Source organism: Caulobacter sp. 73W (assembly GCF_041021955.1).
Taxonomy (GTDB): domain Bacteria; phylum Pseudomonadota; class Alphaproteobacteria; order Caulobacterales; family Caulobacteraceae; genus Caulobacter.
This window is the reverse complement of the sequence record NZ_CP158375.1, coordinates 2,376,826-2,401,198: the sequence shown is the minus strand read 5'-3', so window position 1 is coordinate 2,401,198 and position 24,373 is coordinate 2,376,826. Positions and strand designations below refer to the sequence as shown.

Here is a 24,373-nt window from a genome sequence, read left to right as displayed (position 1 = left end):
TCCCCAATGAATTCAAATGTAAAGCATTGTAAAATCTAAGCTTCACCATCGTGAATTGCCGCCACGCTCATGGCACCTGTCCCCACCACAAGACGCGGGGAGGGCGACATGGGCGATGTGATGAAGGTGCGGGCGGCGAACGGCGGCCCCGACGTGCGCAGCCTGTTCGCCAAGATCGATCAGAACAGCCTCGTCTATTACGAGTTCGAGACGATCGAGATCGACGCCGAGGTCACGGCGCCCGCGGCCGGCCTGCTGCATCGCTGGCGCTCCCCCGAGACCGCCCCGGCGGCCTGCGCCTCGGCGCGGCTGGACGTCCTGTTCGCGCGACTGTCTGCCCGGTGCGAGGCCTGATCATGGGCTGCCGCCTTCCGACCTCCATCAGCCTGTGGCGGATCATCCTGCGCATCAACATGACGGCGGGCGCGCTCCTGGCCATCGGCATGATGATCGCCCTGACCGCCCTGCAGCCTGAGCTGCCCATGGCCCTGCTCGGCCTGGGCCTCGCCGCCGCGGGAACCGTCCACGCCTGGATCAGCGCCAGCGCCCTGCACCGCCTGCACTGGCGGTGGGTCGTGGCCTGCGAGGAGTAGGCGATGCTGCGTGCTCTGGCTCGCGCCGTCCGGCGCTTCTGGTCCAGCCCCGATGACCCGCGCTCCGACGCCGAGGTGGTCCCGCATTTCCATGGCGGCCGACAGCCTCCGCCCCACAATCGACCCTGGTCGGTGCGGCGGACGATCGTCTTCGCCCTGGTGGTCTGCATCCCGATCTGGGTGCTGATCGCCTGGCTGCTCCTGGGTTAGCCGATGAGGAAGTCCCGGCTGATGCGCAGGGACTCCAGCACCGGCCGCGCATAGGGCGGCTCCTGCTCCACGAAGGCGGCGCGGACGCCGGCCGCGCGGGCGGCGGCGATGACCGCCGTCCAGTCGATCACGCCACGGCCGACTTCGGTCGTGGTGATCACCCGGCCCGGGTCGGGCCTAGCCATCAGGTCCTTCAGATGCAGCAGCTCGATCCGCGCGCCATGCGCCTTGATCAAGGCCGCCGGATCGAGCCCGCCCGCCGCCGCCCAGGCCACGTCCAGCTCCATGCAGACCAGATCGGGCTGGGTGCGCGCCAGCAGGACGTCATAGGCGCGAACGCCCTCATAGAGCCCGGCCTCGGCCAGGTGGTTGTGGTAGCCCATCCGCAGGCCGGCCTTGGCCGCCATGGCGTCGAAGCGGTTCAGCAGTTCGGCGTTGTGCTTCCAGTCATCCAGGGTCATGGCCCGCGCCAGGGCGGTGTTCCAGTCCAGCCCCTTCTGGAGGGGCCGCAACGGCGCCGGCGAGCCGCACACCAGGTATTTCGCGCCCAAGTCGCGCGCCATGGCGATGGCGGCGTCGGGATTGTCGCGCAGGTCGGGCATGGAGACGTGGGCGCTGTCGCAGGTCAGGCCGGCCTCGTCCAAGGCCTTGCGGAAGACCTTAGGGGTGCGGCCATGCAGGCCCGCCGTCTCCACCCGCGCATAGCCGATCTTCGCCAGCCTCCGCAGCGTCGGCTCGAAGTCGGCGGTTAGCTCGGCATGAACCGACCATAGCTGCACGCCCAGCGGCCACGGCGAGCGCGCCGCCAGGGCCGGCGTCGCCACGGCGGCCAGCCCGGTCGCCAGGAAGGCCCGCCGCGACAGAGCGCCGATCATGCCTTGGCCGCTGGCCGCGACACCGTTTCGGGGACCGGCGCGGGGCAATGGGTCTTCAGGAACTCATCGTGGCTGGGCAGGCGATCCACGAAGGACTTCATCATGGGTCCGGCCTTGTCCATGATCTCCTCGATGACCGAATAGGGAACCCGGTCAACGAGCTGCTGATACCGCTTCGGCCGAATGCCCATGCCCTCCATCACGGACTGCCAGGACGGGGCACGGAACATGTCGTCGACGCCGTCGCGCAGCACGCCGTGGGCGCGGAACAGTTCGATGCGCTCTTTCAGGCTCTGCGGCAGCTCCACCTCCCGATAGGCGCGCCAGAACGGCGTGTCGTCACGCTCGGACGTGCGGTAGTGCAGGACGATGAAGTCGCGAATCTCCTCATAATCCATGGCCATGCGGCGATTGTATTCCGCCGCCAGAGCCGGATCGAAGCTCTTGTCCGGGAAGAAGCGCAGCAGGAAGTCCATGCCGCGATAGATCAGGTGCAAGGCGGTTGATTCCAGCGGCTCGATGAAGCCGCCCGCCAGGCCGACAGCGATGCAGTTCTTGTTCCACAATTGCTTGCGCATGCCGCTCTTGAAACCCAGCACCCAGGGCTCGCGCAGCACCTCACCCTCGACCTGGCTGAGCAGGGTGGCGACGGCTTCGTCGTCACTGCAGTACTTGCTGCAGAAAACGTAGCCGTTGCCCGCCCGATGCTGCAGCGGGATGCGCCACCGCCAACCGAAATCCTGGGCGGCGGCCAGGGTGTAGGGATGCGGCGGGTTGATGTTGATGGTCTGGGTGGCCACGGCCCGATCGCAAAGCAGCACGTCGGACCAGTCCAGAAACTCGGTGCCCAAGGTCTTGCCGTTGAGGATCGAACGGAAGCCCGAGCAGTCGACGAACATCTCGCCAGCGACCTCGCGGCCATCGCGCAAGATGACCTTCTCGATGCCGCCATCAGCGCGCGTGACCACATCGTTGACCATCCCCTCGATGCGCTTGACCCCGCGCGTCTCGGCGAAGTTACGGAGGTACTTGGCGATCAGATGAGCGTCGATATGGACAGCGTAGCTGGCGCTTGCGGCAGGCGTTCCCTGGGCCTGCGAGGGCAGCATGAACTTCCATTGGTCCGCCATCACGCCCGCCGGGGCGAAGTCGATCAGGGATGAGGGATGGCCGTTGGCCTTGGCGCGAAGCCAGCAGTGATAGAATTCGTTAGCGCCGATCGGACCGCCGATCTTTCCGAACGGGTGGTAATAGACCTCGTCCTTCTTGCGCCAGTTCTCGAACCGGATCGCCAACTTGAAGCTGGCCTGGGTCGCCTGGATGAACTCGCGCTCGTCGATGCCCAGGCTGTTGATCAGTTGCAGGAACGGCGGGATCGTGGACTCGCCGACGCCGACGGTGCCGATCTCCTCAGATTCCACCAGCTCGATCTCGCAGGAGCCGTCCTGGAAATAATGGCTGAGCATGGCGGCGGAAATCCACCCGGCGGAACCGCCGCCGATAATGACGATCTTCCTGATCGCGTTGGGATTGGTGTCCGTCATGGCCGCTTCCTTGGATCTTTTCTTATTGGTTCGCCCGGCGTTCGTCGGGGACAGGGACTATCGCAGGCCCGGCTTAAGTGTCGTTTCCAAGAAGGTTGGTCACACGCTGCCAGGGTGTGAGGCCAGCGATGCCGGAGTGTGGTCGAGCCAGGTTGTAGCTGTCGGTCCAAGCCGTAACGGCGCGTGCGCGTTCGTCGGAAGAGGAATAGGGTCTGGCGTAGGCCCATTCACGCAGGCTGGTCTGGATGAAGCGTTCGGCCTTGCCATTGGTGCGTGGGGTGTAGGGCCGGGTTCTGAGATGCCGGGCTCCGGCGAGTTTGAGAGCGGCGGCGAACTGCCTTGAGCAGTAGGCTGCGCCGTTGTCGGTCATCACCCGCTCGACCTGGACGCCTTGTCGGCTGAGCCAGGCCAGAGCGCGTTGCAGGAAGGCGGTCGTGTCGTCCTGCCGCTCGGACCCCAAGATTTCCGTGTAGGCCAGACGCGAGGCGTCATCGACGCAGACGTGCAGGAACTCCCAGCCGGCGCGGTATGATCGACCCAGTCGGCGATCTTTGGTGATGCGGTGACCTTCGGTGGTGAACCGATTGAGCTTCTTGATGTCCAGATGGATCAGCTCGCCAGGCCGTGAGCGCTCATAGCGGATGACTGGAGCCTTGGGCTCAAGCATCTTCAGTTTGCCCAGACCCAGGCGACGCAAGACCAGGCCGACAGTCGAGCGGGCCATGCCCAGCCCCCGGGCTATGACCGGTCCGGTCATCCGCTGGCGGCGCATCGCTTCGATCTGGGCCTGGCGGTCCGCCGAGACACGAAGGGGGCATCGCCGCGGCGCTGAACTGCGGTCATGCAATTGCCGATCACCCGTGCGATGTCGGGCCAGCCATCGGTAGGCGCAGCGTCGTGATACGCCGCTCGCCGACGCTGCCCGAGCCACCGGCCAGCTGTCATCCTCAATACGGCTGATCATCAAGGCTCGACCAACTGGCGTCAGCCGAGCATTCTTATGGACGTTCATCCGGGGCCTCCGGAGCTAGAAGTTGTTGTGTCGCAACTCCAGCCTCTCAGCTCCGCCCCGGGTGAACAACCTTCATAGCTTCGACACTTAAGCCGTCGCCTCTTCCAACTCCGGCAGATAAGGGCCGCAGTAGCGTTCCAGGAAATCCTGGTGGGCAGGGGCGTCCGCGACGGTCTTGGCGACGGCGCGGCGCATATCTTCCATGCTGCGGGCCAGCCCGTCGGCGTCGAGCGTGTCCACGGCCGGGTCGTAGTCATCCGGCATGATGCCGAAGCCGTCATAGATCGCCAGCCAGCTCGGCGGAGAAAACATTTCCCAGCGGTAGCGAACGAAGTGCCCGCGGCTGCGGAACATCTCGATCTTGTGGGCCAGGGTGTCGGGGATTTCGGCGTCCCGGCAATGGCGCCAGAACGGCGTGTCGGCCCGTTGCGCGGCCTTGTAGTGCAGGATGATGAAGTCGCGGACGCGTTCGAACTCGCGCCGGGACCAGTCGTTGAATTCGTCGACCAGGCGCGGGTCGAAGCGGCGGTCTGGGAACAGCTGCTTGATCTTCTCGATGCCCGTCTCGATCAGGGCGATGCTGGTGCTTTCCAGCGGCTCCAGGAACCCGGAAGCCAGACCTAAGGTGACGCAGTTCTTGTTCCAGGCCTTGATCCGCCGCCCGGGCATGAACCGGATGGGACGCGGCTCGAACAGCAGCTTGTCGGGGATGGTCGAGACCAGCTCGGCCTTGGCCTTATCGTCGTCGATGAAGCGGCTGGAATAGACATAGCCGTTGCCGAACCGGTGGCGCAGCGGAATGCGCCAGCGCCAGCCGGACGATAGGGCAAGGACGTCGGTATAGGAGGGCGGGTTGGGGGCGCCCACGCTCTGCACCGCCAGGGCGCGGTCGCAGAACAGCCAGTCGCTCCAATCCTCGTAGCCGGTCTTCAGGGTCTGCTCGATCAGCAGGCCGCGGAAACCGGAGCAGTCGATGAACAGCTCGCCCTCGACCACACGGCCGTCGTTCAGCTCAACCGAGGTGATGAAGCCATCCTCGGCGCGCTGATTGACCTTGCCGATGGTGCCTTCGATCCGCCGCACGCCGTCCGCCTCGGCGGTCTTGCGCATCAGCTGAGCGAACAGCCCGGCGTCGAAATGCAGGGCCCAGTCGAAGACCGACAGGCTGGACGGCGGATTGGGCGATGGGGTGGTGAATTTGCTGGCCGCGGCCAGGCTGGCGCCGAGGCTGTATTCGCCCAGCGGCCCAGCCTTTCCGGCTTGGCGCATCTTCAGCCAGTAGTGATGAAAGCCCACCCCGCGAAGCTCCTGACCGTAGAGGCCGAACGGGTGGACGAACGACGATCCCGGCGCGTTCCAGTCGCGAAACTGAATGCCTAGCTTGCACGTCCCCTGGGTCGCCTTCAGCACATCCAGATCACTCAGACCGAGGGCCTGGTAGAAGCGCCGGATGGTGGGGATGGTCGCCTCGCCCACGCCGATCGTGCCGATCTCGGCGGACTCGACGAGGGTGATCTCGACCGGCAGCCTATGGAAATGCCGCCGCAGGCTGGCGGCGGCCATCCAGCCGGCGGTGCCCCCGCCGACGATGACGATGCTCTGGATGCGGTTGTCCACCACGTCGGCCTCCCGGTCCGATCTTTCCCTGCATAAAAAAGGCCGCCGTGAGGTTTGTCACGGCGGCCCTTCAACGCTCTGAAACCTTCGCTTACCAGCGGGCGCGGACGCCCAGGGTGTAGCGAGGCTCGAACTCGTTCTGCCAGACGTACTGCGTCTGACCCTTGGTGAAGCGAGCGTAGTAGTTCTCGATCTCGCCCGTGACGTTGGAGCCGTTGAAGTAGACGGTCACGTTGTCACGCACAGCGTAGCTGACGTTCACGTCCACATAGCTCGTGGAGTCTTGGAAGATCGGGATGTTGTTGCTCATCACCTCTTGCAGGCGAGCGCTGCGGTAGTTGTAGGCCACGCGGACCTGCAGCTTGTCGTCCTGGTACCAGCCGATCAGGTTGAACTGGTTCTTGGAGTTCTGGAGGAAGGGCAGCTTTTCGCCATCGACGCCGGTGCGCGACTCCTCGCTGGGCGAGTAAGTGTAGTTGGTGTCGAAGCCGAAGTTTTCGAGGATCGGCGACGTGATGAAGTCGCTCATGGCGACCTTGGCGCCGACTTCCAAACCCTTCACCTCACCACCGTCGCCCTGGATGGGCAGGGTGACGTTGACCGGGCGGCGAATGACGCCGTCCTGATCGGGGAAGCTGCCGCTGGTCACGCCGCTGGTGACGAAGCTGTCGATCTTCAGCAGGAAGGCCGACACCGAGACCATCGAGGCCTGGCCCACATAGTATTCCAAAGCGGCGTCGAAGTTGTCCGAACGCCAGGGGTCGAGGTTCGGGTTGCCCTTGGCCTCTGCGCTGGTGACGATGCGGATGCCAAGGCCCGGATCGTCGGCCGTGTTGATCTTAAGCGCGCCGCCGTAGTTGAGCAGGTCGAGCGGCTGCATCGTCTTGGAGTACGAGAAGCGCGCCTTCAGGCTGTCGGTGATCGCGTACTGGGCGTTAATCGACGGCAGCAGATCGGTGTACTTGCGACGGGTGACCGTGTCGCCCGCGTCGGCGTTGGTGTCGCCATAGTTGCGGGTCTCGCCGGTGATGTTCTGGCGCACCAGCAGTTCGGTGCGGATCAGCTTCAGACCCATGTCGCCCGACAGCTTGCCGAGGGCGAAGTTGGTCGCCACGTAGCCGCTCTGCTCGCGCAGATCGACGTCGTAGGATTCACCCGGAACGGTGACGCGAATGGCGCCGCCGAACACCTTCTTGTGGAAGGCCGCCGGGTTGTCGAAGTCGCGCGGATCGACCGCCCACACGCCAGGCAGGCCGGCGGTGACGCCGCCGTAGTTATCGACCCAGATGACGTTGTTGTAGGTGTCGAGGCGGGTCGGAGCGTTGACCGTGTAGGGCTGGAATTTCCGCGCGCCGGTCAGCGGATCGATGATGAATTCGCCAGCCTGGCACTGGCTCTGGTCCATCACGACGTCGATGGCCTTCCACTGAGCCTCGCAGCCGCCGGCCGGAACGGGCGTGCCGTTGGCCTGCACCGCACCCGGAACGCCGCCGTAGAAGCCGGAGAACAGGTGGAACTGCTCGGCCTCGACCGAGCGGTCGCTGATGCGCGCGCCCACGTCGATATTGGTGATGAAGCCCAGGAACGGCTCGTCCTGGAACTTGTAGTGACCGTCGGCGCGGAACACCGACATTTCCGACTGGATCTCATTGTTGCCTTCGGACGAGAACGCGCCGATCGCGTAGCTGTCCTTGTTGGCCATGTAGTCCTTCAGCGTCTTGCCGGCGCCGAGGCCGCCGCTGATCGGACGGTCGAAGCCGCTCCAGATCGCCTTGTCGCCCGAGATATTATAGTGGAGCTGCGGGTTCTCGCCGTAGCCCAACGGGTTCGGATCGACGAAGCGGCCGCCGGCGCTGCCGACGATGCCGTTGGTGTAACGGGTCGGGAACTTGGCGGCGATGGCCGCCGGGTAGAAAGTGCCGCGGGTGCGGTCGGTCGCGTCCCGGAACAGGTTGAAGCGGCCCGGCGCATAGCGCCAGTTGCTCAGGTCGCCCTGGGCCTGGCCGTTCATGCTGAGACGGTCGCCGTCAGCATAGATGGCGCGCACTTCAGCCGTGAACGGGCCGTCGTTGTCGTAGTTCAGCTCGACGTTGAAGTTCTTGGTTTCCGACTTGGTGACGCGGTTCACCGAGAAGGAGTTCACCCACCAGGCGTCGATGTCGTACTCGTCGACGGCAAGCCACGGACGGCCGCCGCTGCTGACGCCCGTGTTCTGCGACACGCTCGGACGGGTCCACACGCCGAAGGCGTCGCCGGACCAGCGGTTGGAGATGTTGACCCCGACCTTGCGGTCATACTCGTCGAGCTTGGCGTAGAAGCCTTCGGCGACCAGGGTGAAGCCTTCGCCCAGGTCGAATTCGAAGGCGCCGTTCACGGCCAGACGCTCACGCTCGACGGTGCGGGCGAAGCTCTCGAAGCCGTGCGGTGAGATGAAGTTGTTCGGGTTCGAGCCGCCCCAGTCGTTGTTGCCCGACAGGGAGACGGTGCCCGAATAGTTGTTGCCCAGGTTGGCGTTGCTCGCCGCCACGCCAACGAGGGCGCCCACGCGATCGTTGCGCCAGGAGGCCAGGGCGTTGACCAGCCAGTCGTCCTTCTTGGTGTCGTCGCCGCGCTGATACTCGGCGCCGCCGCTCAGCTGCAGGCCCGAGGCCATCTGGAAGGGGCGACGCGTGCGCAGGTCGATGGTGCCCGAGATGCCCGACAGGGCGTTGTTCGGGTCGGTGCTCTTGTAGACCAGCACCTGGTTCATCAGCTGGGCGGGAACGTCGGTCAGGTTCGGCTGGGCTTCGCCCATGTTGCCGGCGCTGAGGTACTGTTCGCCGTTCAGCAGGGTGATGACCTGCTTCAGGCCGCGGATGTTGACGGTGGCGCCTTCACCGGCGTTGCGCTGGATCTGGATGCCCGACACGCGCTGCAGGGCGTCGGCGATGGTGACGTCCGGCAGCTTGCCGATGTCTTCCGACGAAATGGCGTCCACGAGAGCGGTTTCGGTCCGCTTCACGTCCACCGACTTCATCTGCGAACCGCGGATGCCGGTGACGATGAGCTCTTCGACTTCAGCGTCCTGTGCGTGCGCGATGGTCGAGATCGCCAGGGGCGAGGCCCCTGCCAGCAGCACGGCCGCCAGCTTGGTGGTCAGCTTCCTCACGGTCGCTTTGTTGTCTGAAGACACGTTGGTTCCCCTTCCCCGTTGGGTGATGGTTTTTATTGAGTGATAGGCAATGAGAGGCCGCACGCCGGCGCGCATCGTGCGCATGCCGGGCGTCAGCGAGATCGACGCTCGTGATTGGGTCCAACGCCGCCTAAGCGGACGGACTCGAAACTTTGTTCTGCATGGCCTTGCGTCCTCCCAAACGCGGTGCGGGCGGTTTTCCGCCTGTTTATGAGACTAACTAACGACGCGTTGACAGCGCTGTCAAGCGGTCAGACAAAGCTTCGCCGCCTTTCTGTCACAGACCGCGTCGCGGCAGCCTTGCTCGCGGACCTTCAGTTCGGCGGTTAGCACCACCTTTAGATGTGGTTGTCATGTTTGCAGCATGACCGTCCTGCGCCGTCCCTTCGCCAGAGCGCTTGCCATCGGCTCCGTCGCACCCGCCGTCGCCTTCCTGGCGTGGTCGTGCGTGGCGCTGACAATGCGCCACAAGCAGTTGACGCCGATCTGGGCGGCGAACGCGGTGGCGCTCACCGCCCTGCTGCTGGCGCCCACCCGCTACTGGGGCTGGATCGTGGCGGCCGCCGTCAGCGGGAACCTGATCGGCAACGCCGCCGCCGGCGCGACGCCGATTCTGGCCTTCGGCCTGTCGGTGACCGACGCCGTCGAGTACGTCGCCTGCGCCCTCATCGTGCGTAAGATCCTGGGTGCGCAAGTCGACCTCAGCCAGCCGCGCCACCTGACATGGTTCGTGGTCGCCGCGGTCGGCAGCGTCCTGGGCTCGGCCCTGATCAGCTCGCTCATGCTGCACGCCCTCGGTCGCGGCATGATCATGCAGAACCTGACCCTGTGGACCCTGGCCAACAGCTTGGGCCTGTTGATAATCACGCCGGCCTTGACCACTCTTGTGCGCCGTCCGGACGGCTTCGGCGCCCGCTTCTTCGACCGCATCTCGATCGCCGCCATCGCGACCATCGCGGCCATGGTGGTCGCGGTCTTCCATTTCGGCCCCTACCCGTTCCTGTTCTTCGTGCCGCCGCTGGTCCTGCTGCTGGCCGTGCGGATGGAGGCCCTGGGCGCGATGATCGGGGTTGCGGTCACCGCCATCACAGCCGTGCTGCTCAGCGCCGCTGGCGTCGGCTCTCTCGACAACCAACCGATGAACGCGGTGGAGAAGGCCATCGCCCTGCAGCTGTTCCTGGCCGTCACCACCCTGACCGCGCTGTTCGTGGCCGCCATGGCCGCCCGTGGACGCCGCCTGCAGCAGGAGGCGGTCGCCGCCCGCGACGCCGCGCGCGAGCACAGCCGCCGGGCCGAAATGGCCGAGGGCGTCATCGGCCTGGGCCACTGGCGCATGGATCTGCAGGCCCAGAACCTCGTCTGCTCGCGCCAGATGTACGACATCTTCGGCCTGACCGACGAGGACGCCGACCTGCTCGCGACGGTGCGTTCCATCCTGGTCCAAGAGGACCGTGACCTGCTGAGCGCCGAGTTCCAGAACATCGTCGCCGGCGCGCCGCCGATGAACGACATCAATGTCAGCATCGTCCGTCGCGACGGCGGCGTGCGGCGGCTGTCGGTGCGTATGCGGCTGGATCGCGACCATGACGCGCCGACGGCGGTGTTCGGCACCACCCTGGACATCACCGCCCAAGTCGCCAGCGAGGCGGCCTTGGCCGAAAGCGAGGCGCGCTTCCGCCTTCTGGCGGAGAACGCCAACGACCTGGTCGTCCAGTGCAATACGCGCGGCGTGCTGACCTATGTTTCCCCATCCTCGAAGATGCTGCTTGGTTACGACTCCGAGCAGCTGGCGGGGCGCAGCGCGCTGGATTTCCTGGTGCGCAGCGACGCTCGCGCCATGCTGGCCGCCCTGGTCGCCCAGGGCCTCGACAGCGAATGGCGGCCGCCGACCCGGATCGAGTACCGGATCCGCAAGCACAACGGCGAGACCGCCTGGTTCGAGGGCCAGCCCGTGGTCGTCCGCGACCCCGCGACCGACCGGATCACCGGCATCACCGACATCGTCCGCGACATCAGCGCCCGCAAGGCGCTGGAGGCGCAGCTTCACGAAGCCCGAGTGGAGGCGGAGGCCGCCGCCGCCGCCAAGGCCGAGTTCCTGGCCAATATGAGCCATGAGTTGCGCACGCCCCTGACCGCCGTCATCGGATTCTCCGAGATGGCCGCCCGTCGCCCGGGCCAGGATGTGCAGACCGTCGAGTATCTGGAGCTGGTGACCACCGCCGGCCGCGCCCTGCTGGCGACGATCAACGACATCCTCGACTTCTCCAAGCTCGAGGCGGGTCAGGTCGAGATCAATCCCGTCGATACGGATCCCCGCACCCTGGCGGAGCGGACGGTGGCCCTGTTCTCGATCCAGGCCGCCCAGAAGGGACTGACCCTATGCTCCACGGGCATCCAGACCCTGCCGACGGCGGTGAGCATCGACGCCGAGCGCGTCCGGCAGGTGCTGCTCAACCTGCTGGGCAACGCGGTGAAGTTCACCGAGGCGGGCGAGGTTCGCCTGGAGGCCGCCTATGATCCGCAAACGACGATGCTGCGTATCGACGTGTCCGACACGGGCCCCGGCATCCCGCCGGACGACATGGAGAAGCTCTTCAAGCGCTTCTCCCAGATCGACGGCTCGTCCACCCGCGCCCATGGCGGCACAGGTCTGGGCCTGGCCATCTGCAAGGGTCTGATCGAAGCGATGGGCGGATCGATCGCGGTGACCAGCACCGTCGGTCAGGGCTCTCGCTTCAGCTTCTCGATCCCCGCGCCCATGGGTCAGGCCGAGGTCGTCGAGACCGAGGACGCGCCGCCGGCCATGGCGGGCCGCCGGGTGCTGTTCGCCGACGACAACCTCGCCAACCGCCAGCTGGTGCATGTGCTCCTCAACGCCGTCGGGGTGGATGTGCGCCTCGCCCATGACGGGGTGGAGGCCATTCGCCTAGCCGAGAGCGAATCCTTCGACGCCTTCCTGCTGGACCTGCGCATGCCCGGCCTGGACGGCGAAGGCGTCGCCCGCCATCTTCGCGCGGCCGAGGCGCCCGGCGCGCGCCGTCCGATCATCGCCTTCTCGGCCGGCGCCGCGACACCGGCCCTGATGGAGGTGTTCGACGCCTGGGTCGGCAAGCCCGTGATCCCGGAAACTCTGCTATCCACCCTGGGCGGCCTCGTCGCCGCGACCCCGCCTGCGCCCCGCAAACGGGCGCACCGGACCAAGGCCAGGATTTCGCAATGAGTGACGACCAAGCCCCGCCGAACGAGACGCCGATCCAGAAGGCTCTGCGTTTGAAGAACGCGGCGCTGGAGGCGCGGCCGAAGCCGCCGCGCGGCGGACGGTTTCAGCGAGAGCAGGCGATGGGCCTGAACAGCTCGAAATCCCGCAAGCCCTGGACGGGCGGCTAGCTCACCACTTGGGGCGGAGGCTGAAGCTCACCCCGACCATCGAGGATTGGACAGTCTCCATGCCTCGGAACTGTTCCTTGCCCTTGATGCGCCGGCCCACATAGCCGATCGAGGCCTGCATCGCGCCCTTGCGCCAGGCGACGCCGGCCTGGGCGTCGCCGACCAGGCGACTGGTGGCGTCGGTGGACCAGCCGGCCCGCTCCCATCCGCCGGCGCCCTGCATCATGTTCATGCCGACCGCGCGGCCCGAGGCGGCGGCGAAGAGATACCAGCGGCCCTTTTCGCCAAAGGACGAACCGTCCTTGACGCCGACCCGGTCGAGGGCCCCGTCCACGCGCTCTTCCAGGTTCCGCCCCACCCGCAACATGGCGCCGGCCTCGGCGCTGTTGCCGCTGTCGCCAAAGCCGACGGCCGCGTGCGGCGACACGTCGATGTCGAGCTTGCCGGCGGAGAAGGCCACGGCGGCGGGCCAGCCCCGCGTCAGGATGACGTCATAGGCGTCCACGCTGGCGAAATCCTCGGCGTCCACGCCAGGTTGGGGCAGGACGAGGCCGCTGCGGCCGGGCGTATAGCTGGCGACGCTGACACGGACGGAGTCCACCCGCTTGCCGCTCTTGCTGGGCGTGACCGTCTCGCGGGTCGACCAGTCGACGATCCCGTGGGCGTCGTCATAGCGGGTGGACGACATGGAAAGCGGAGATGCGACGGGGCCTTGCGTGGCGAACGCGCCGCCGACGCCGAGCGGACGCTGGCCCTGCACGGCGAAGTCAGAGGCGTCGAGCGCCTGGCCAAAGGCCGAGCCGGCGGCCGCCCAGGCCGCCAGACATCCCAATCCAACCCAGATCCGCATGGCGGATCCCCCATCGTCCCCGATCAGTCCGCGGGTCGGCCCATCCTGACCGCGTGATCGTCATCCGCTGAAACAATCGTTGATCGGGGCTTCGGGTTCCGATGTCGGCAGGGCGTCCGGTCTCAGCCTTCTGTGATCAGGTCGCTAGGGCCCCCAAGCGTGGCCGAGAGTTGACGCTCAACACCCATCCCTCCAGAGTAAGTCCTTAAACAGGACCATATACCGATGACCGACGCCGTGATCGCCCCGACGCCGTACTCCGCCCTGGTGGAGACAGTCCGGACATCGGGTAGTGCGCACATTCCCGAGGATTGGCTCCAGGGGCGGACCACCTATGGCGGGCTGTCGGCCGCCCTGTGCGTCGAGGCGGCCCTGCACGCCTTTGACGACCTGCCGCCCCTGCGCTCGGCCATGCTCACTTTCGTCGGCCCCGCGGCGGGAGAGGCGACCTTTCGCACCGAGATCCTGCGCCAGGGCAAGTCAGTCACCGTGGTCAATGTCGACATGGCGAGCGACAGCGGCCTCGCCACCCGCGCGACCCTGTGCTTCGGCGCGGCGCGGGCATCGCAGCTGGATCTGACCTGGATCGGCAAGCCCGCCGTCGCCTCGGCAGCCGAGTCGCAAGATCTGGCTCAGGGCCGGGGGTTCGGCCAACACTTCGAGCGCCGGATCGCCGGCGGCTCCACCCCGCTGGCTGGCGAGGGCGACCCCGAACTGCTGTGGTGGATCCGGCACCGTGACGCCGACGCCGGGTCGAACGCGGCGTCCCTGCTAGCCCTGGGCGATGTCCTGCCGCCAGCCGCCGCTGTGCTGTACCGCCAATGGGCGCCGATCAGCTCCATGACCTGGATGGTCGAGTTCACCGATCAGGACGCCCAGCCGCAGGACGGCTTCTGGCTTTGCCAGAGCAAGGCGGAGGTGACCGCCGCCGGCTATTCCGCCCAGGGCATGACGTTGTGGGGGGCGGGTGACCGGCCCGTCCTGATCGGCCGGCAGACCGTGGCGGTGTTCGGCTGAACGAAAAAGGCCGCCCCTTGCGGAGCGGCCCTTCGATGTCTTGCGCGTCTGCCTTATTGGCAGGCCAGGCACTCTTCGTAGTCGGTGCGCGGGGTGCTCATGCCCTCGGCGGGCGCGGCGGCCTCGGCGCCGTCAGCGCCGGCATAGGCCGCGCGCTGAACCGACTTGGAGCGCAGGTAGTAGAGCGACTTCACGCCGCGCTCCCACGCCTGCCAGTGCAGCATGTGCAGGTCCCACTTATCCACGTCGCCCGGCAGGAAGATGTTCACCGACTGCGACTGGCAGATTTCCGGGGTGCGGTCGGCGGCCAGTTCGACCACCCAGCGCTGATCCAGTTCGAAGGCGGTCTTGAAGACGTCCTTCTCGTCCTGGGTCAGGAAGTCGAGGTGCTGGACCGAGCCTTCCTGTTCGAGGATCGAACCCCAGACGGCTTCGGTGTTCTGGCCCTTCTCGTCGAGCAGGCGCTCCAGATAGGGGTTCTTCACCGCGAACGAGCCCGACAGGGTCTTGTGGGTGTAGATATTGGCCGGGATCGGCTCGATGCCCGCCGACGTGCCGCCGCAGATGATCGAGATCGAAGCGGTCGGGGCGATGGCCAGCTTGTGCGAGAAGCGCTCCATCACGCCGCGCTCGGCCGCGTCCAGGCACGGCCCCTTCTCCTCGGCCAGCAGCTTGGAGGCCTTGTCGGCCTCGCGGCGCAGGTGCTTGAACAGACGCATGTTCCAGCTCTTGGCCAGGGCGCTTTCGAACGGAACGTTCTGAGCCTGCAGGAACGAGTGGAAGCCCATCAGGCCCAGGCCCACCGAACGCTCGCGCTGGGCGGCGTAGACGGCGGCGGCGGCCGGCGACGGCGCGCGGAGGATGAAGTCCTCCAGCACGTTGTCGAGGAAGCGCATCACGTCCTCGATGAAGCGCGGCTCGTCGCGCCATTCCAGGAAGGTCTCGGCGTTCACCGACGACAGGCAGCACACCGCCGTGCGGTCGTTGCCCAGGTGGTCGGCGCCGGTGTGCAGCATGATCTCGCTGCACAGGTTCGACTGGCGCACCGACAGACCCAGGTCCTTCTGGTGCTGCGGCATGGCGCGGTTCACGGTGTCGGAGAAGATCAGGTAGGGCTCGCCCGTCTGCATGCGCAGGTCGAGGATCTTCTGCCACAGGTCGCGGGCGTCCACTTCACGGACCACTTCGCCGGTCTTGGGCGATTGCAAGCCGAACTTGGCGCCGTCGCGGACGGCTTCCATGAAGGCGTCGGTGATCGAGATGCCGTGGTGCAGGTTCAGGGACTTGCGGTTGAAGTCGCCCGACGGCTTGCGGATTTCGAGGAACTCCTCGATCTCCGGGTGGTGGATGTCCAGGTACACCGCCGCCGAACCCCGGCGCAGGCTGCCCTGGCTGATGGCCAGCGTCAGGCTATCCATCACGCGGATGAACGGAATGATGCCGCTGGTCTGGCCCTGGCCCTTCACCTTTTCGCCGATGGAGCGGACGCTGCCCCAGTAGGTGCCGATGCCGCCGCCGTTGGCCGCCAGCCAGACGTTCTCGTTCCAGACGCCGACGATGCCGTCGAGGCTGTCGGACACCGAGTTCAGGAAGCAGCTGATCGGCAGGCCGCGGTCGGCGCCGCCGTTGGACAGCACCGGGGTCGCCGGCATGAACCACAGCTTGGAGATATAGTCGTAAATGCGTTGGGCGTGTTCAGCGTCGTCGGAGAAGGCGGTCGCCACGCGGGCGAACATGTCCTGGTAGGACTCGCCCGGCAGGAGGTAGCGGTCCTCCAGGGTGGTCTTGCCGAAGTCGGTCAGAAGCGCGTCGCGCGAACGGTCGACCTCGACCTTGCTGACGACATGCAGGTGCGGACGCTCCGCGGGGCGCATCGGCGCCGCCCGGGCGCTGGTGTTTGCCTGCTGCTTCGCCGCTTCACTCGCCATCATCAGCCCCAAGATCCTGTACTTTAAACACTTTCAGCCGGGCCCGCGCCCTGCCGTCCGTTGTCTAGATGTTGTGCCGACTGCCCACCGCCGACCTACATATGGGGCCACGCAGGTGGTGAATCGTCAACGGGGTGAATGGGGCTTAACCAGACTTTTTCGTTAACAACCTGTTGACGGCGAAGGCTCCCCAGCGGGTTCCCTAACCCAATGTTCAGCAATGGCGGGGCCCTGCGGGGCGCCGACCCTTCGAGCCGCCTTCAGCGAAAAAATTGCGGCCTGAAGATTGTCCCCAGGGGACAGTTTTTCACACCGCTCCCGCGTCCCGCTCCGCCGACAGCTTGCGCGCCAGGGAGGCCAGGTGATCGAGCGTGGTGCGCGACTTGGTCAGCACCTCGTCGACGCTCGCGAACAGGCCGTCCTCCAGCTCCTGGGCGGAGAAGACGATCACGGGAATCGCATCGCCGTCCGGGCCCTTGAGCAGGGGAAGCAGCTCGAGCCCCGAGCCGTCTGGCAGGCCAAGGTCGAGAATCACCAGGTCCGGCCGGCGCACCGCGAGAATCGCCCGCGCCTCGATCACGCTCTGGGCGCGGATGATCTCGCCGGCGTCGCCCAGGGCCTCGCCCACCAGATGCAGAACGTCCGGATCGTCATCGACGTGGAGAATCATCGGCCCCTCGGGACGGGGGCGCTGCATCACCGTCCCGATGGCCGCGCGGATGCGGGCCGAATCAAGCGGCTTGCCGATCCAGTCGATGATTTCCACCGCCGCGCCCTTCAGCGCGTCCGGGCTCGGAGCCTCGAGCGAGACCACCACCACCGGCAGGCTGCGGTTGGGACCTTGCAGGCGCAGCCGCTTGAGCAGGTCCAGGCCATGGCCGTCCGGCAGGTTCAGGTCCAAGAACAGGCCTGCGTAGCTGCGCTCCGACAGGACGGTCTCGGCCGTGGCCAGATCGGTCACCAGCTCGGTCCGCACGCCCTCGGCCTCCAGCAAGGCCTGCAGTAGCGCGCCCGCCTGAAGGTCGCTCTCGCAGACCAGGAAGGTCGACACCCCCTCCGCCGGGCGCGGGGCGCTGGGCTTCAGGATCGGCAGGTCGATGTGGAACACCGCCCCCTGGTCGATCTCCGATTCGAACCACAGCTTGCCGCCGTGCCGATCGGTGATCTCCTTGCTGATGGCCAGGCCCAGGCCCGTGCCGCCGTCCTCGCGCGTGCTGGAGCCGTCGGCCTGGGCGAACTTGCTGAAGATCCGCGAGCGGAACGCCTCGGGCACGCCGGGCCCATGGTCGCGGACGCTGGCGCGGACGGTGTCGCCGTCGACGACGAACGAAACCTCCACCGGCTTGCCGGCCGGGGAGAAGCGCGCGGCGTTGGCGATCAGATTGCTCGCCACCTGGGTGAGGCGGTCGACGTCACCCCGGATCACCAGCGGCTTTTCCGGTTCGGCGACGGTCACCTCGATCCCCAGCTTGCTGGTGTAGCCGCGCAGGCCCTCGACCGCCTGGTGCACGACCTTGACCAGATCCAGCTCCGTCTCGGCGAAGCGCATCTTGCCGGACTCGATCTTCTGGATGTCCAGGATGTCGTTGATCAGGCGAACCAGCCGCTCGCAGTTCTTGTGGGCGATGGTGATCAGGCGGTCGGCGCGCTCCTCCAGCACGCCCGCCGCCCCGCCCTTCAGCAGGCCCAGCGAGCCGGCGATGGAGGTCAGGGGCGTGCGCAGCTCGTGGCTGACGGTGGAGATGAACTCGTCCTTCAGCTGCTCGATGCGCTTGCGCTCGGAGATGTCGCGGACCACCGCCACCACGTGCAGGCCGCGGCTCAGGCGCATGGAGCCGAACGCCACGTCGACGGGGAAGGCGCTGCCGTCGGGACGCCGCCCGACGCCTTCGATGACCACGCCGTCGCGCAGGCTCTCGCCGGTGAGGCCGATGCGCTTGAGGAAAGCCCCCTCGCCCTTGGCCGGCAGTTCGATGACCACGCCCAGGTCGCGGCGCTCCAGCTCCGCCGCCTTGCGGCCGAAGGTGCGCTCGCCCGCGCGGTTGATGGTCTCGATGCTCCCGCTGGGATTGAGGGTGATGATGGTGTCCACGGCGCTGTCGAACACCGCCTGGTGACGCGCGGCCGTTTCCTGCAGCCGCAGGGCGATGGCCTCGCGTTCGCGCAAGGTCCGCAGGATCGAGACGCCGGCGCCCAGAACAAGAAGCACTAGGAAGGCGAACAGGCCGGAGGTCAGCAGCTCCGTACCCCGGCGAGCGTGCTTGGCCTGATCGAGGCGATGCTGCAGCAGGGCGACCTCGTGGCCCTCGATCGCGGCGATCGCGCCGCGGGCCTCATCCATGATCTTGCGGCCGACGCCGGAGCGGACGCGGGCCATGCCCTGTTCGATCTGGCCGGCCCGGCGCATGGAGACGGTCAGCGCCAGTTCGGTGAGCTTGGCGGTGCTGACGCGGCGCAGGGCGCGCATGCGCTCCGCCTGGGCCGGATCGACTAGGGCCTCCAATTCTGAGAGCGCGTCGGGGATTTCCTTTGACGCGACGATGTAAGGCCCGAGGAAGGCGTCATCGCCGGTGATCATGTAGCCGCGCTGGCCGGTCTCGGCGTCCTGCAGCAGGGAAAGGACCTTCTGGGTCTGGGTCCGCGTCCGGAAAGACTGGTTCAGCGCATCGCGCATGGCGTCTTCGCGGGCAAAGGCCTGGATCAGGACATAGCCTGCCAGCAGCAGCACCGGGATCACGGCCAGAGCGGCGGCTATGGCCACGCGCAGGGTGCGGCCTTTGGGGGCGTGGGAGGTGTCGGCCATAGGCGTCTCGATACAAAAACGTGCGGCCCGCTATGGCCCAGCCCGGTTGATGGAACACTTACTACGTCGGGGATGCGACAATCGACCCCAAGTCGACGCCGGGGCAGAAACTTAAGGCCGCAACCGCCCGGATCCGTGAGCGTTCAACCGCCATGGCGCCGCTTGCCCAGAGAATCACCGCCCTGCTGGAGCGGGCCATCCGCTTTGGCCGAGCGGAACTGGCGGTATTGTGCGCCCTGCTCGTCACGGCCGCCGGAAGCCTGGCCTTCATCGAGATCGCCGACGACGCCACAGAGGCCGACGGCCAGCGGTTCGACCAATCGGTGCTGGACTGGCTGCGGCCTGGCGCCGATCCCCGCGACGCCCTGGGGCCGCCCTGGCTGGAGCGGGCGCTGGGCGAGTTGACCGCCCTGGGCGGGATCGCGCCGCTGGTTTTGATCGCCAGCCTGGCGGTGGGCTTCCTGCTGCTGAAGGGGCGACGGGGATCGGCCCTGCTGGTCGCCCTTTCCCTCGGCGGCGGGGTGATCATCAGCCAGGCCCTGAAGGCGTTCTACGACCGCGATCGCCCGCCCGACATCTTCCGCGCGGAAGAGGTGATCAACGCCAGCTTCCCCAGCGGCCACGCCATGCTGTCCACCATCACCTACCTGACCCTGGGCGCCCTGCTGGCTCAGTCGATGGGCCAGCGGCGGCTGAAGGTCTTCATCTTCGCCGCCGCCATCCTGATCGCCGCCCTTGTGGGGATCAGCCGCGTCTATCTGGCCGTGCACTGGGCCAGCGACGTCCTGGCCGGATGGAGCCTTGGCGCGGCCTGGGCCATGGTCTGCTGGCTGACCGCCTGGTTCATCGAGCGGCGACGCGGCTTGCGTTCCGGACCGCCGGGGACTACAGACCGCGCCGTCACTGGGGAGTAGCCGCCCGCGACTATCAGCGGGGTTCGCGTCAACAAACTTGGGTTTCGACCCATGGCGCGATCAGCCTTTCAAGGCCTGGCGAGACCTTTGGCTTTCACGCGCGGTCTAGCGGGGCCGTGTGCGTGAGACGCCATAGGTCCAATCAACGCGGCCCCGCCGGACGCATCTTTCATGGAAGCCTTCCTCGTCTCCACGGGTCTCGTGGCCGTCGCTGAAATCGGCGACAAGACCCAGCTGCTGGCCCTGGTCCTGGCCAGCCGGTTCCGCAAACCCGTTCCCATCATCGCCGGCATCCTGGTCGCGACCCTGCTGAACCACGCCATGGCGGCGGGCGTCGGCGCGGTGGCGGGTCAGTTCCTGCAAGGGCCGTGGATGCGCTGGATCCTGGGCGCGGCCTTCCTGGCCTTCGCCGGCTGGGCGTTGATCCCGGACAAGCTTGAAGAGGACGACACGCCCAAGATGCGCGGGGGCGGCTCGGTGTTCCTGGCCACCGCCATCGCCTTCTTCCTCGTGGAGATGGGCGACAAGACCCAAGTGGCGACCGCCGCCCTGGGCGCGCGGTTCGAGAACATCGCCCTGGTCACGGCCGGGACGACCCTGGGCATGATGATCGCCAATGTCCCGGCCGTATTGATCGGCGAGGCCGCGGCGACCAAGCTGCCGCTCAAGGCGATCCGCTACGCCGCCGCGGCCTGCTTCGCCGCGGTCGGCCTGTGGGTGCTGATCGCCGGCTAAAGGTTCAGCAGACTGGGGTCGCCGCCCTGGGCGGTGATGTTGACGCTCACCGCCCGCTCCACGCAGTAGCGGCTCAGAGAATGGGGACCGCCTGCCTTGGGGCCCGTGCCCGACAGGCCCTCGCCGCCGAATGGCTGCACGCCCACCACAGCGCCGATGATCGAGCGGTTCACATAGACATTGCCGGCCGGGACATGGCGCTGGACCGCCTGGGCGAAGGACTCGATGCGCGAGTGCACGCCCAGGGTCAGGCCATAGCGGCGAGCCGCCAGGGCGCTTGCTACCGCCTCCAGGTTCTCGGGATCGTAGCGGACGATGTGCAGGATCGGACCGAACACCTCGCGCTCCAGGAAGTCGGCGGTCGGGATCTCGGCCAGGACCGGGCCGAAGAATGTGCCCCGGGCCGGCGCCGCCAGACGGTGGATGACCACAGCGTCCTTCTCCAGGCGGGCGACGTGCTTCTCCAGCGCTTCTCGCGCTTCCTGGTCGATGACGGGTCCGACATCGGTGGCCGGATCGGCGGGCTCGCCCACTGCCAGGGCGTCCATGGCGCCCTTCAGGCCCTCGATCATGCCGTCGGCGGTGTCCCTGGGCAGGAACAGCAGGCGCAGGGCGGAACAGCGCTGACCGGCAGAGCCGAAGGCCGACAGGATCACGTCGTCGATCACCTGCTCGCGCTGGGCGGTGGTGTCGATGAACATGCCGTTGAGGCCGCCGGTCTCGGCGATGAACGGAACGATCGGTCCCTCGCGGCCAGCCAGGGTCTGGTTGATGCGGCGAGCCGTGTCGGTCCCGCCGGTGAAGGCGACGCCGTCGCAGCGCGGGTCGGCCACCAGGGCCGCGCCCACGGTCTCGCCCCGGCCCGGCAACAACGCCAGCAGGCGCGGGTCGAGGCCGGCGGCGTGATACAGGCGCACGGCTTCGGCGGCGATCAGCGGCGTCTGTTCCGCCGGCTTGGCCAGCACGGCGTTGCCGGCGGCAAGGGCCGCGGCGAGCTGGCCTGTGAAGATGGCCAGCGGGAAGTTCCAAGGACTGATGCAGACGAAGACGCCGCGCCCGGCCAGGGCCAGGGTGTTGGTCTCACCCACCGGACCCTTCAGGATTTCGGGCTCGCCGAACTGGGTCTCGGCGAGGTTGGCGTAGTAGCGGCAGAAATCCACCGCCTCGCGCACCTCGGCGACGCCGTCGGCCAGGGTCTTGCCAGCCTCGCGGACGCACAGGCCGATCAGGCGGTCCGTAGTGGTCTCCAGGGCGTCGCCCATGGCGCGCAGGATCTTGGCGCGGGCGACGCCGCCGGCCCGGTCCCAATCCGGTTGAGCGGCCTTGGCGGCGTCGAAGGCCGCGTCGATGTCGGCGGCGGACGTCTCGTTCACCCAACCGACGATGCGGTCATGGGCGGCGGGCGAGACCGCGGCCACGGCGGCGCCGGAATCCGCCGCGCGGCCGGCCACCATCGGCGCGGCCGACAGGCGCTGGCTGTCCAGGGCGACGGCGGCGGTGAGCAGGCGCACGCGCTCCTCGGCGATCGACAGGTCGACGCCGGCCGAGTTCAGACGTTCTTTTCCATAGATGTGCGCCGGGACCGGAATCTTGGCGTGGCGCTGGGCGCCGGCCGCCTCGACGGCCTCGATCGGATCGACCACCACGCTCTCGGCGGGCACCCGCTCGTCGAGCAAGGCATGGACGAAGGAGGTGTTGGCTCCATTCTCCAACAGTCGGCGAACCAGATAGGGCAGCAGGTCCTCGTGCCCGCCCACCGGGGCGTAGGCGCGCAGGGTGATGCCGTCATAAAGATCGTCGGCGGCCTTGTAGAGCGCCTCGCCCATGCCGTGCAGGCGCTGGAACTCGATCTTCACCCCGGCTGTCTTGGCCATGCGCTTCACCGCCGCGAGGCTGTGGGCGTTGTGGGTGGCGAACTGCGAATAGATGTGCGGCGACGCCTCGATCATCGCCTTGGCGCAGGCCAGGTAAGACAGGTCGGTGGCCGCCTTGGTGGTGAACACCGGATAGTCGGGGCTGCCATTGACCTGGGCGCGTTTGATCTCGCTGTCCCAGTAGGCGCCCTTGACCAGCCGCACCATCAGCCGACGACCGCTGTTCCTGGCGATGTCGGCGACGGTGGCGACGGTGTAGGTCGCGCGCTTCTGATAGGCCTGAACCGCCAGACCCAGGCCATGCCAGCCGCCCAGCTCGGGCTCGCGGGCCAGACGGTCGAGCAGCTTCAGCGACAAGGCGAGGCGGTTGGCCTCCTCGGCGTCGATGGTGAAGTTGATGTCGTGGCGCGCCGCGATCTGGGCCAGGCGCTTGAGGCGCGGATAGAGCTCCGCCCATACCCGGGTCTCCTGCACCGCTTCATAGCGCGGCGACAGGGCCGACAGCTTAACCGACACCCCGTGTCCGCTTTCAGGGCCGACACCGTTGGACAGCCTGCCGACCGTATCGATGGCCTGGGCGTAGGCGGTCTCGTAGCGGGCGGCGTCGGCCGCGGTGCGGGCGCCCTCGCCCAGCATGTCGAACGAGCACAGATAGCCTTCGCCCGCCGCGCGCTTCAGGGCGGCCTCGATGGTGCGGCCAAGCACGAACTGCTCGCCCATGATGCGGATGGCCTGGCCCACGGCGGCGCGGATCACCGGCTCGCCGACGCGGGCGGTGACGCGCTTGATAAAGCCGGGCAGGTCGCGCTGGGCCTGATCGTCCACATCGACCAGCTTGCCGGTCAGCATCAGGCCCCAGGTGGAGGCGTTGACGAACAGGCTGTCGGACTTGCCGAAGTGGCTGGCCCAGTCGGCGGAGCCGATCTTCTCGGCGATGAGCCTGTCCTTGGTGTCCTCGTCCGGCGTCCGCAGCAGCGCCTCGGCCAGGCACATCAGCGCCAGGCCTTCCGGCGTGGACAGCGAGAATTCCTGCAGGAAGCTTTCGACCACCCCGTGACGGCGGGCGATACGCCGGGCGGTGCGCACCAGCCCCTCGGCCTCGGCGCGCACGCCGGCCCGGTCCTCGGGGCTCAGGGGCGGGCTGGCCAGCAGGCCCGCGAGCGTCTCCGCCTCGTCGCGATACTTGAGGGAGTCGAGACTATCCATGGCGGGATCGGGCTTTCGAGATCGAACTTGCTTCGACATATCCAACCCCCAGCTAAATGTGCGATCCTTGATTAGTCGTTAGCCAAAATAATATTCGGGGTGGGAACCATGGACCGAAGACCCTTCAGCCCGGACGACACCGATCGCCGGCTGATGCGTACTTTGCAGGCCGATGGCCGCATCACCAACCAGGAACTGGCGCGGGTCTGCAATTTGAGCCCCGCCGCCTGCCTGGAACGGGTCCGGCGACTGCGCGACGCCGGCTACATCACCGGCTATACCGCGATCCTGGATCCGGCCAAGGTCGAGCGCGGCCTGCTGATCTTCGTGGAAGTGGTGCTGGACCGCACGACCGGCGACATCTTCGAAGCCTTCGCCGCCGCCGCCCGCCGGGCGCCAGACATCCTGGAATGCCACATGGTGGCCGGAGGGTTCGACTACCTGATCAAGGCGCGCGTGAAGGACATGGAGGCCTATCGCGCCTTTCTCGGCGACACCCTGGTCCAGATGCCTGGGGTGCGCGAGACCCGCACCTATGCGGTGCTGGAAGAGGTGAAGAGCGACGGCCGCCTGCCGATCTAGCCCCCTGCGGCGCGATCGGCCGGGCTCATGTCCCGACCGATCGCCCGAAGCGCT

At 67.2% G+C, this 24,373-nt stretch carries 18 protein-coding genes and 1 riboswitch; of the genes, 9 read left to right on the top strand and 9 right to left on the bottom strand.

Annotation, left to right across the window (positions count from 1 at the left end; all coding sequences use genetic code 11):
- Window positions 1-108: 108 nt before the first annotated feature.
- The 3 genes from ABOZ73_RS11245 to ABOZ73_RS11235 are packed head-to-tail and all read left to right on the top strand — an operon-like array spanning window position 109 to window position 803.
- Window positions 109-354 carry a hypothetical protein gene (locus ABOZ73_RS11245; protein WP_369058238.1) on the top strand — a complete coding sequence of 82 codons (246 nt, stop codon included), beginning with the start codon at window positions 109-111 and terminating at the stop codon, window positions 352-354.
- Between the two features lie 2 nt (window positions 355-356).
- Window positions 357-593 carry a hypothetical protein gene (locus ABOZ73_RS11240; RefSeq protein WP_369058237.1) on the top strand — a complete coding sequence of 79 codons (237 nt, stop codon included), beginning with the start codon at window positions 357-359 and terminating at the stop codon, window positions 591-593.
- Window positions 594-596: 3 nt separating this feature from the next.
- The gene (locus ABOZ73_RS11235; RefSeq protein ID WP_369058236.1) at window positions 597-803 is read left to right on the top strand and encodes a hypothetical protein; all 207 of its coding nucleotides are present in this window, start codon (window positions 597-599) and stop codon (window positions 801-803) included.
- Here the strand turns inward: ABOZ73_RS11235 and ABOZ73_RS11230 are convergent.
- The 5 genes from ABOZ73_RS11230 to ABOZ73_RS11210 form a co-directional block, all read right to left on the bottom strand.
- Complete coding sequence (locus ABOZ73_RS11230; protein ID WP_369058235.1) at window positions 800-1,678, bottom strand: sugar phosphate isomerase/epimerase family protein; 879 nt, start codon at window positions 1,676-1,678, stop codon at window positions 800-802. The two genes, ABOZ73_RS11235 and ABOZ73_RS11230, sit on opposite strands and share 4 nt — an antisense overlap.
- On the bottom strand, window positions 1,675-3,222 hold the full coding sequence (locus tag ABOZ73_RS11225; protein ID WP_369058234.1) for a tryptophan halogenase family protein: 1,548 nt from the start codon (window positions 3,220-3,222) through the stop codon (window positions 1,675-1,677). Before ABOZ73_RS11225 ends, ABOZ73_RS11230 begins: the two co-directional genes overlap by 4 nt.
- A 73-nt stretch (window positions 3,223-3,295) precedes the next feature.
- Window positions 3,296-4,234: an IS481 family transposase gene (locus ABOZ73_RS11220; RefSeq protein WP_369058233.1), complete on the bottom strand. Its 939-nt coding sequence runs from the start codon at window positions 4,232-4,234 to the stop codon at window positions 3,296-3,298.
- Window positions 4,235-4,321: 87 nt separating this feature from the next.
- Complete coding sequence (locus ABOZ73_RS11215) at window positions 4,322-5,854, bottom strand: tryptophan halogenase family protein (protein WP_369058232.1); 1,533 nt, start codon at window positions 5,852-5,854, stop codon at window positions 4,322-4,324.
- 88 nt (window positions 5,855-5,942) lie between these two features.
- Complete coding sequence (locus ABOZ73_RS11210; protein ID WP_369058231.1) at window positions 5,943-8,999, bottom strand: TonB-dependent receptor; 3,057 nt, start codon at window positions 8,997-8,999, stop codon at window positions 5,943-5,945.
- A gap of 388 nt (window positions 9,000-9,387) precedes the next feature.
- Here ABOZ73_RS11210 and ABOZ73_RS11205 point away from each other — a divergent pair, with 388 nt between their 5' ends.
- Window positions 9,388-12,243 carry an ATP-binding protein gene (locus ABOZ73_RS11205; protein WP_369058230.1) on the top strand — a complete coding sequence of 952 codons (2,856 nt, stop codon included), beginning with the start codon at window positions 9,388-9,390 and terminating at the stop codon, window positions 12,241-12,243.
- Window positions 12,240-12,410 (top strand): hypothetical protein, encoded by a 171-nt coding sequence (locus ABOZ73_RS11200; protein WP_369058229.1) that lies wholly within the window; start codon window positions 12,240-12,242, stop codon window positions 12,408-12,410. The genes ABOZ73_RS11205 and ABOZ73_RS11200 overlap by 4 nt, the downstream gene beginning before the upstream one ends.
- A 1-nt stretch (window position 12,411) precedes the next feature.
- Here ABOZ73_RS11200 and ABOZ73_RS11195 read toward each other — a convergent pair whose 3' ends face one another.
- Entirely contained in the window at window positions 12,412-13,260 is an 849-nt protein-coding gene (locus ABOZ73_RS11195; RefSeq protein ID WP_369058228.1) for a lipid A-modifier LpxR family protein, read from the bottom strand.
- 225 nt (window positions 13,261-13,485) lie between these two features.
- Between ABOZ73_RS11195 and ABOZ73_RS11190 the strand changes: the two genes are divergently transcribed.
- Window positions 13,486-14,277 (top strand): thioesterase family protein, encoded by a 792-nt coding sequence (locus ABOZ73_RS11190; RefSeq protein WP_369058227.1) that lies wholly within the window; start codon window positions 13,486-13,488, stop codon window positions 14,275-14,277.
- A gap of 53 nt (window positions 14,278-14,330) precedes the next feature.
- Here ABOZ73_RS11190 and ABOZ73_RS11185 read toward each other — a convergent pair whose 3' ends face one another.
- Both ABOZ73_RS11185 and ABOZ73_RS11180 read right to left on the bottom strand, forming a co-directional pair.
- Entirely contained in the window at window positions 14,331-16,208 is a 1,878-nt protein-coding gene (locus ABOZ73_RS11185; RefSeq protein ID WP_369058226.1) for a ribonucleoside-diphosphate reductase subunit alpha, read from the bottom strand.
- Between the two features lie 304 nt (window positions 16,209-16,512).
- Entirely contained in the window at window positions 16,513-19,008 is a 2,496-nt protein-coding gene (locus ABOZ73_RS11180; protein ID WP_369058225.1) for a CHASE3 domain-containing protein, read from the bottom strand.
- A 152-nt stretch (window positions 19,009-19,160) separates the two neighbouring features.
- On the opposite strand from ABOZ73_RS11180, the gene ABOZ73_RS11175 reads away from it, so the two are divergent.
- Complete coding sequence (locus tag ABOZ73_RS11175) at window positions 19,161-19,922, top strand: phosphatase PAP2 family protein (protein WP_369058224.1); 762 nt, start codon at window positions 19,161-19,163, stop codon at window positions 19,920-19,922.
- A riboswitch (yybP-ykoY riboswitch) is annotated at window positions 19,902-19,998 on the top strand. Its footprint overlaps the gene before it by 21 nt.
- A gap of 95 nt (window positions 19,999-20,093) precedes the next feature.
- Window positions 20,094-20,657, top strand: coding sequence for a TMEM165/GDT1 family protein (locus tag ABOZ73_RS11170; protein ID WP_369058223.1), 564 nt, complete (start codon window positions 20,094-20,096; stop codon window positions 20,655-20,657).
- On the opposite strand, the gene putA is transcribed toward ABOZ73_RS11170, so the two are convergent.
- Entirely contained in the window at window positions 20,654-23,737 is a 3,084-nt protein-coding gene (gene putA / locus ABOZ73_RS11165) for a bifunctional proline dehydrogenase/L-glutamate gamma-semialdehyde dehydrogenase PutA (RefSeq protein ID WP_369058222.1), read from the bottom strand. The genes ABOZ73_RS11170 and putA overlap by 4 nt on opposite strands.
- A gap of 108 nt (window positions 23,738-23,845) precedes the next feature.
- On the opposite strand from putA, the gene ABOZ73_RS11160 reads away from it, so the two are divergent.
- Window positions 23,846-24,319, top strand: a complete 474-nt coding sequence (locus tag ABOZ73_RS11160) for an Lrp/AsnC ligand binding domain-containing protein (protein WP_369058221.1) — start codon at window positions 23,846-23,848, stop codon at window positions 24,317-24,319.
- Window positions 24,320-24,373: the final 54 nt, after the last annotated feature.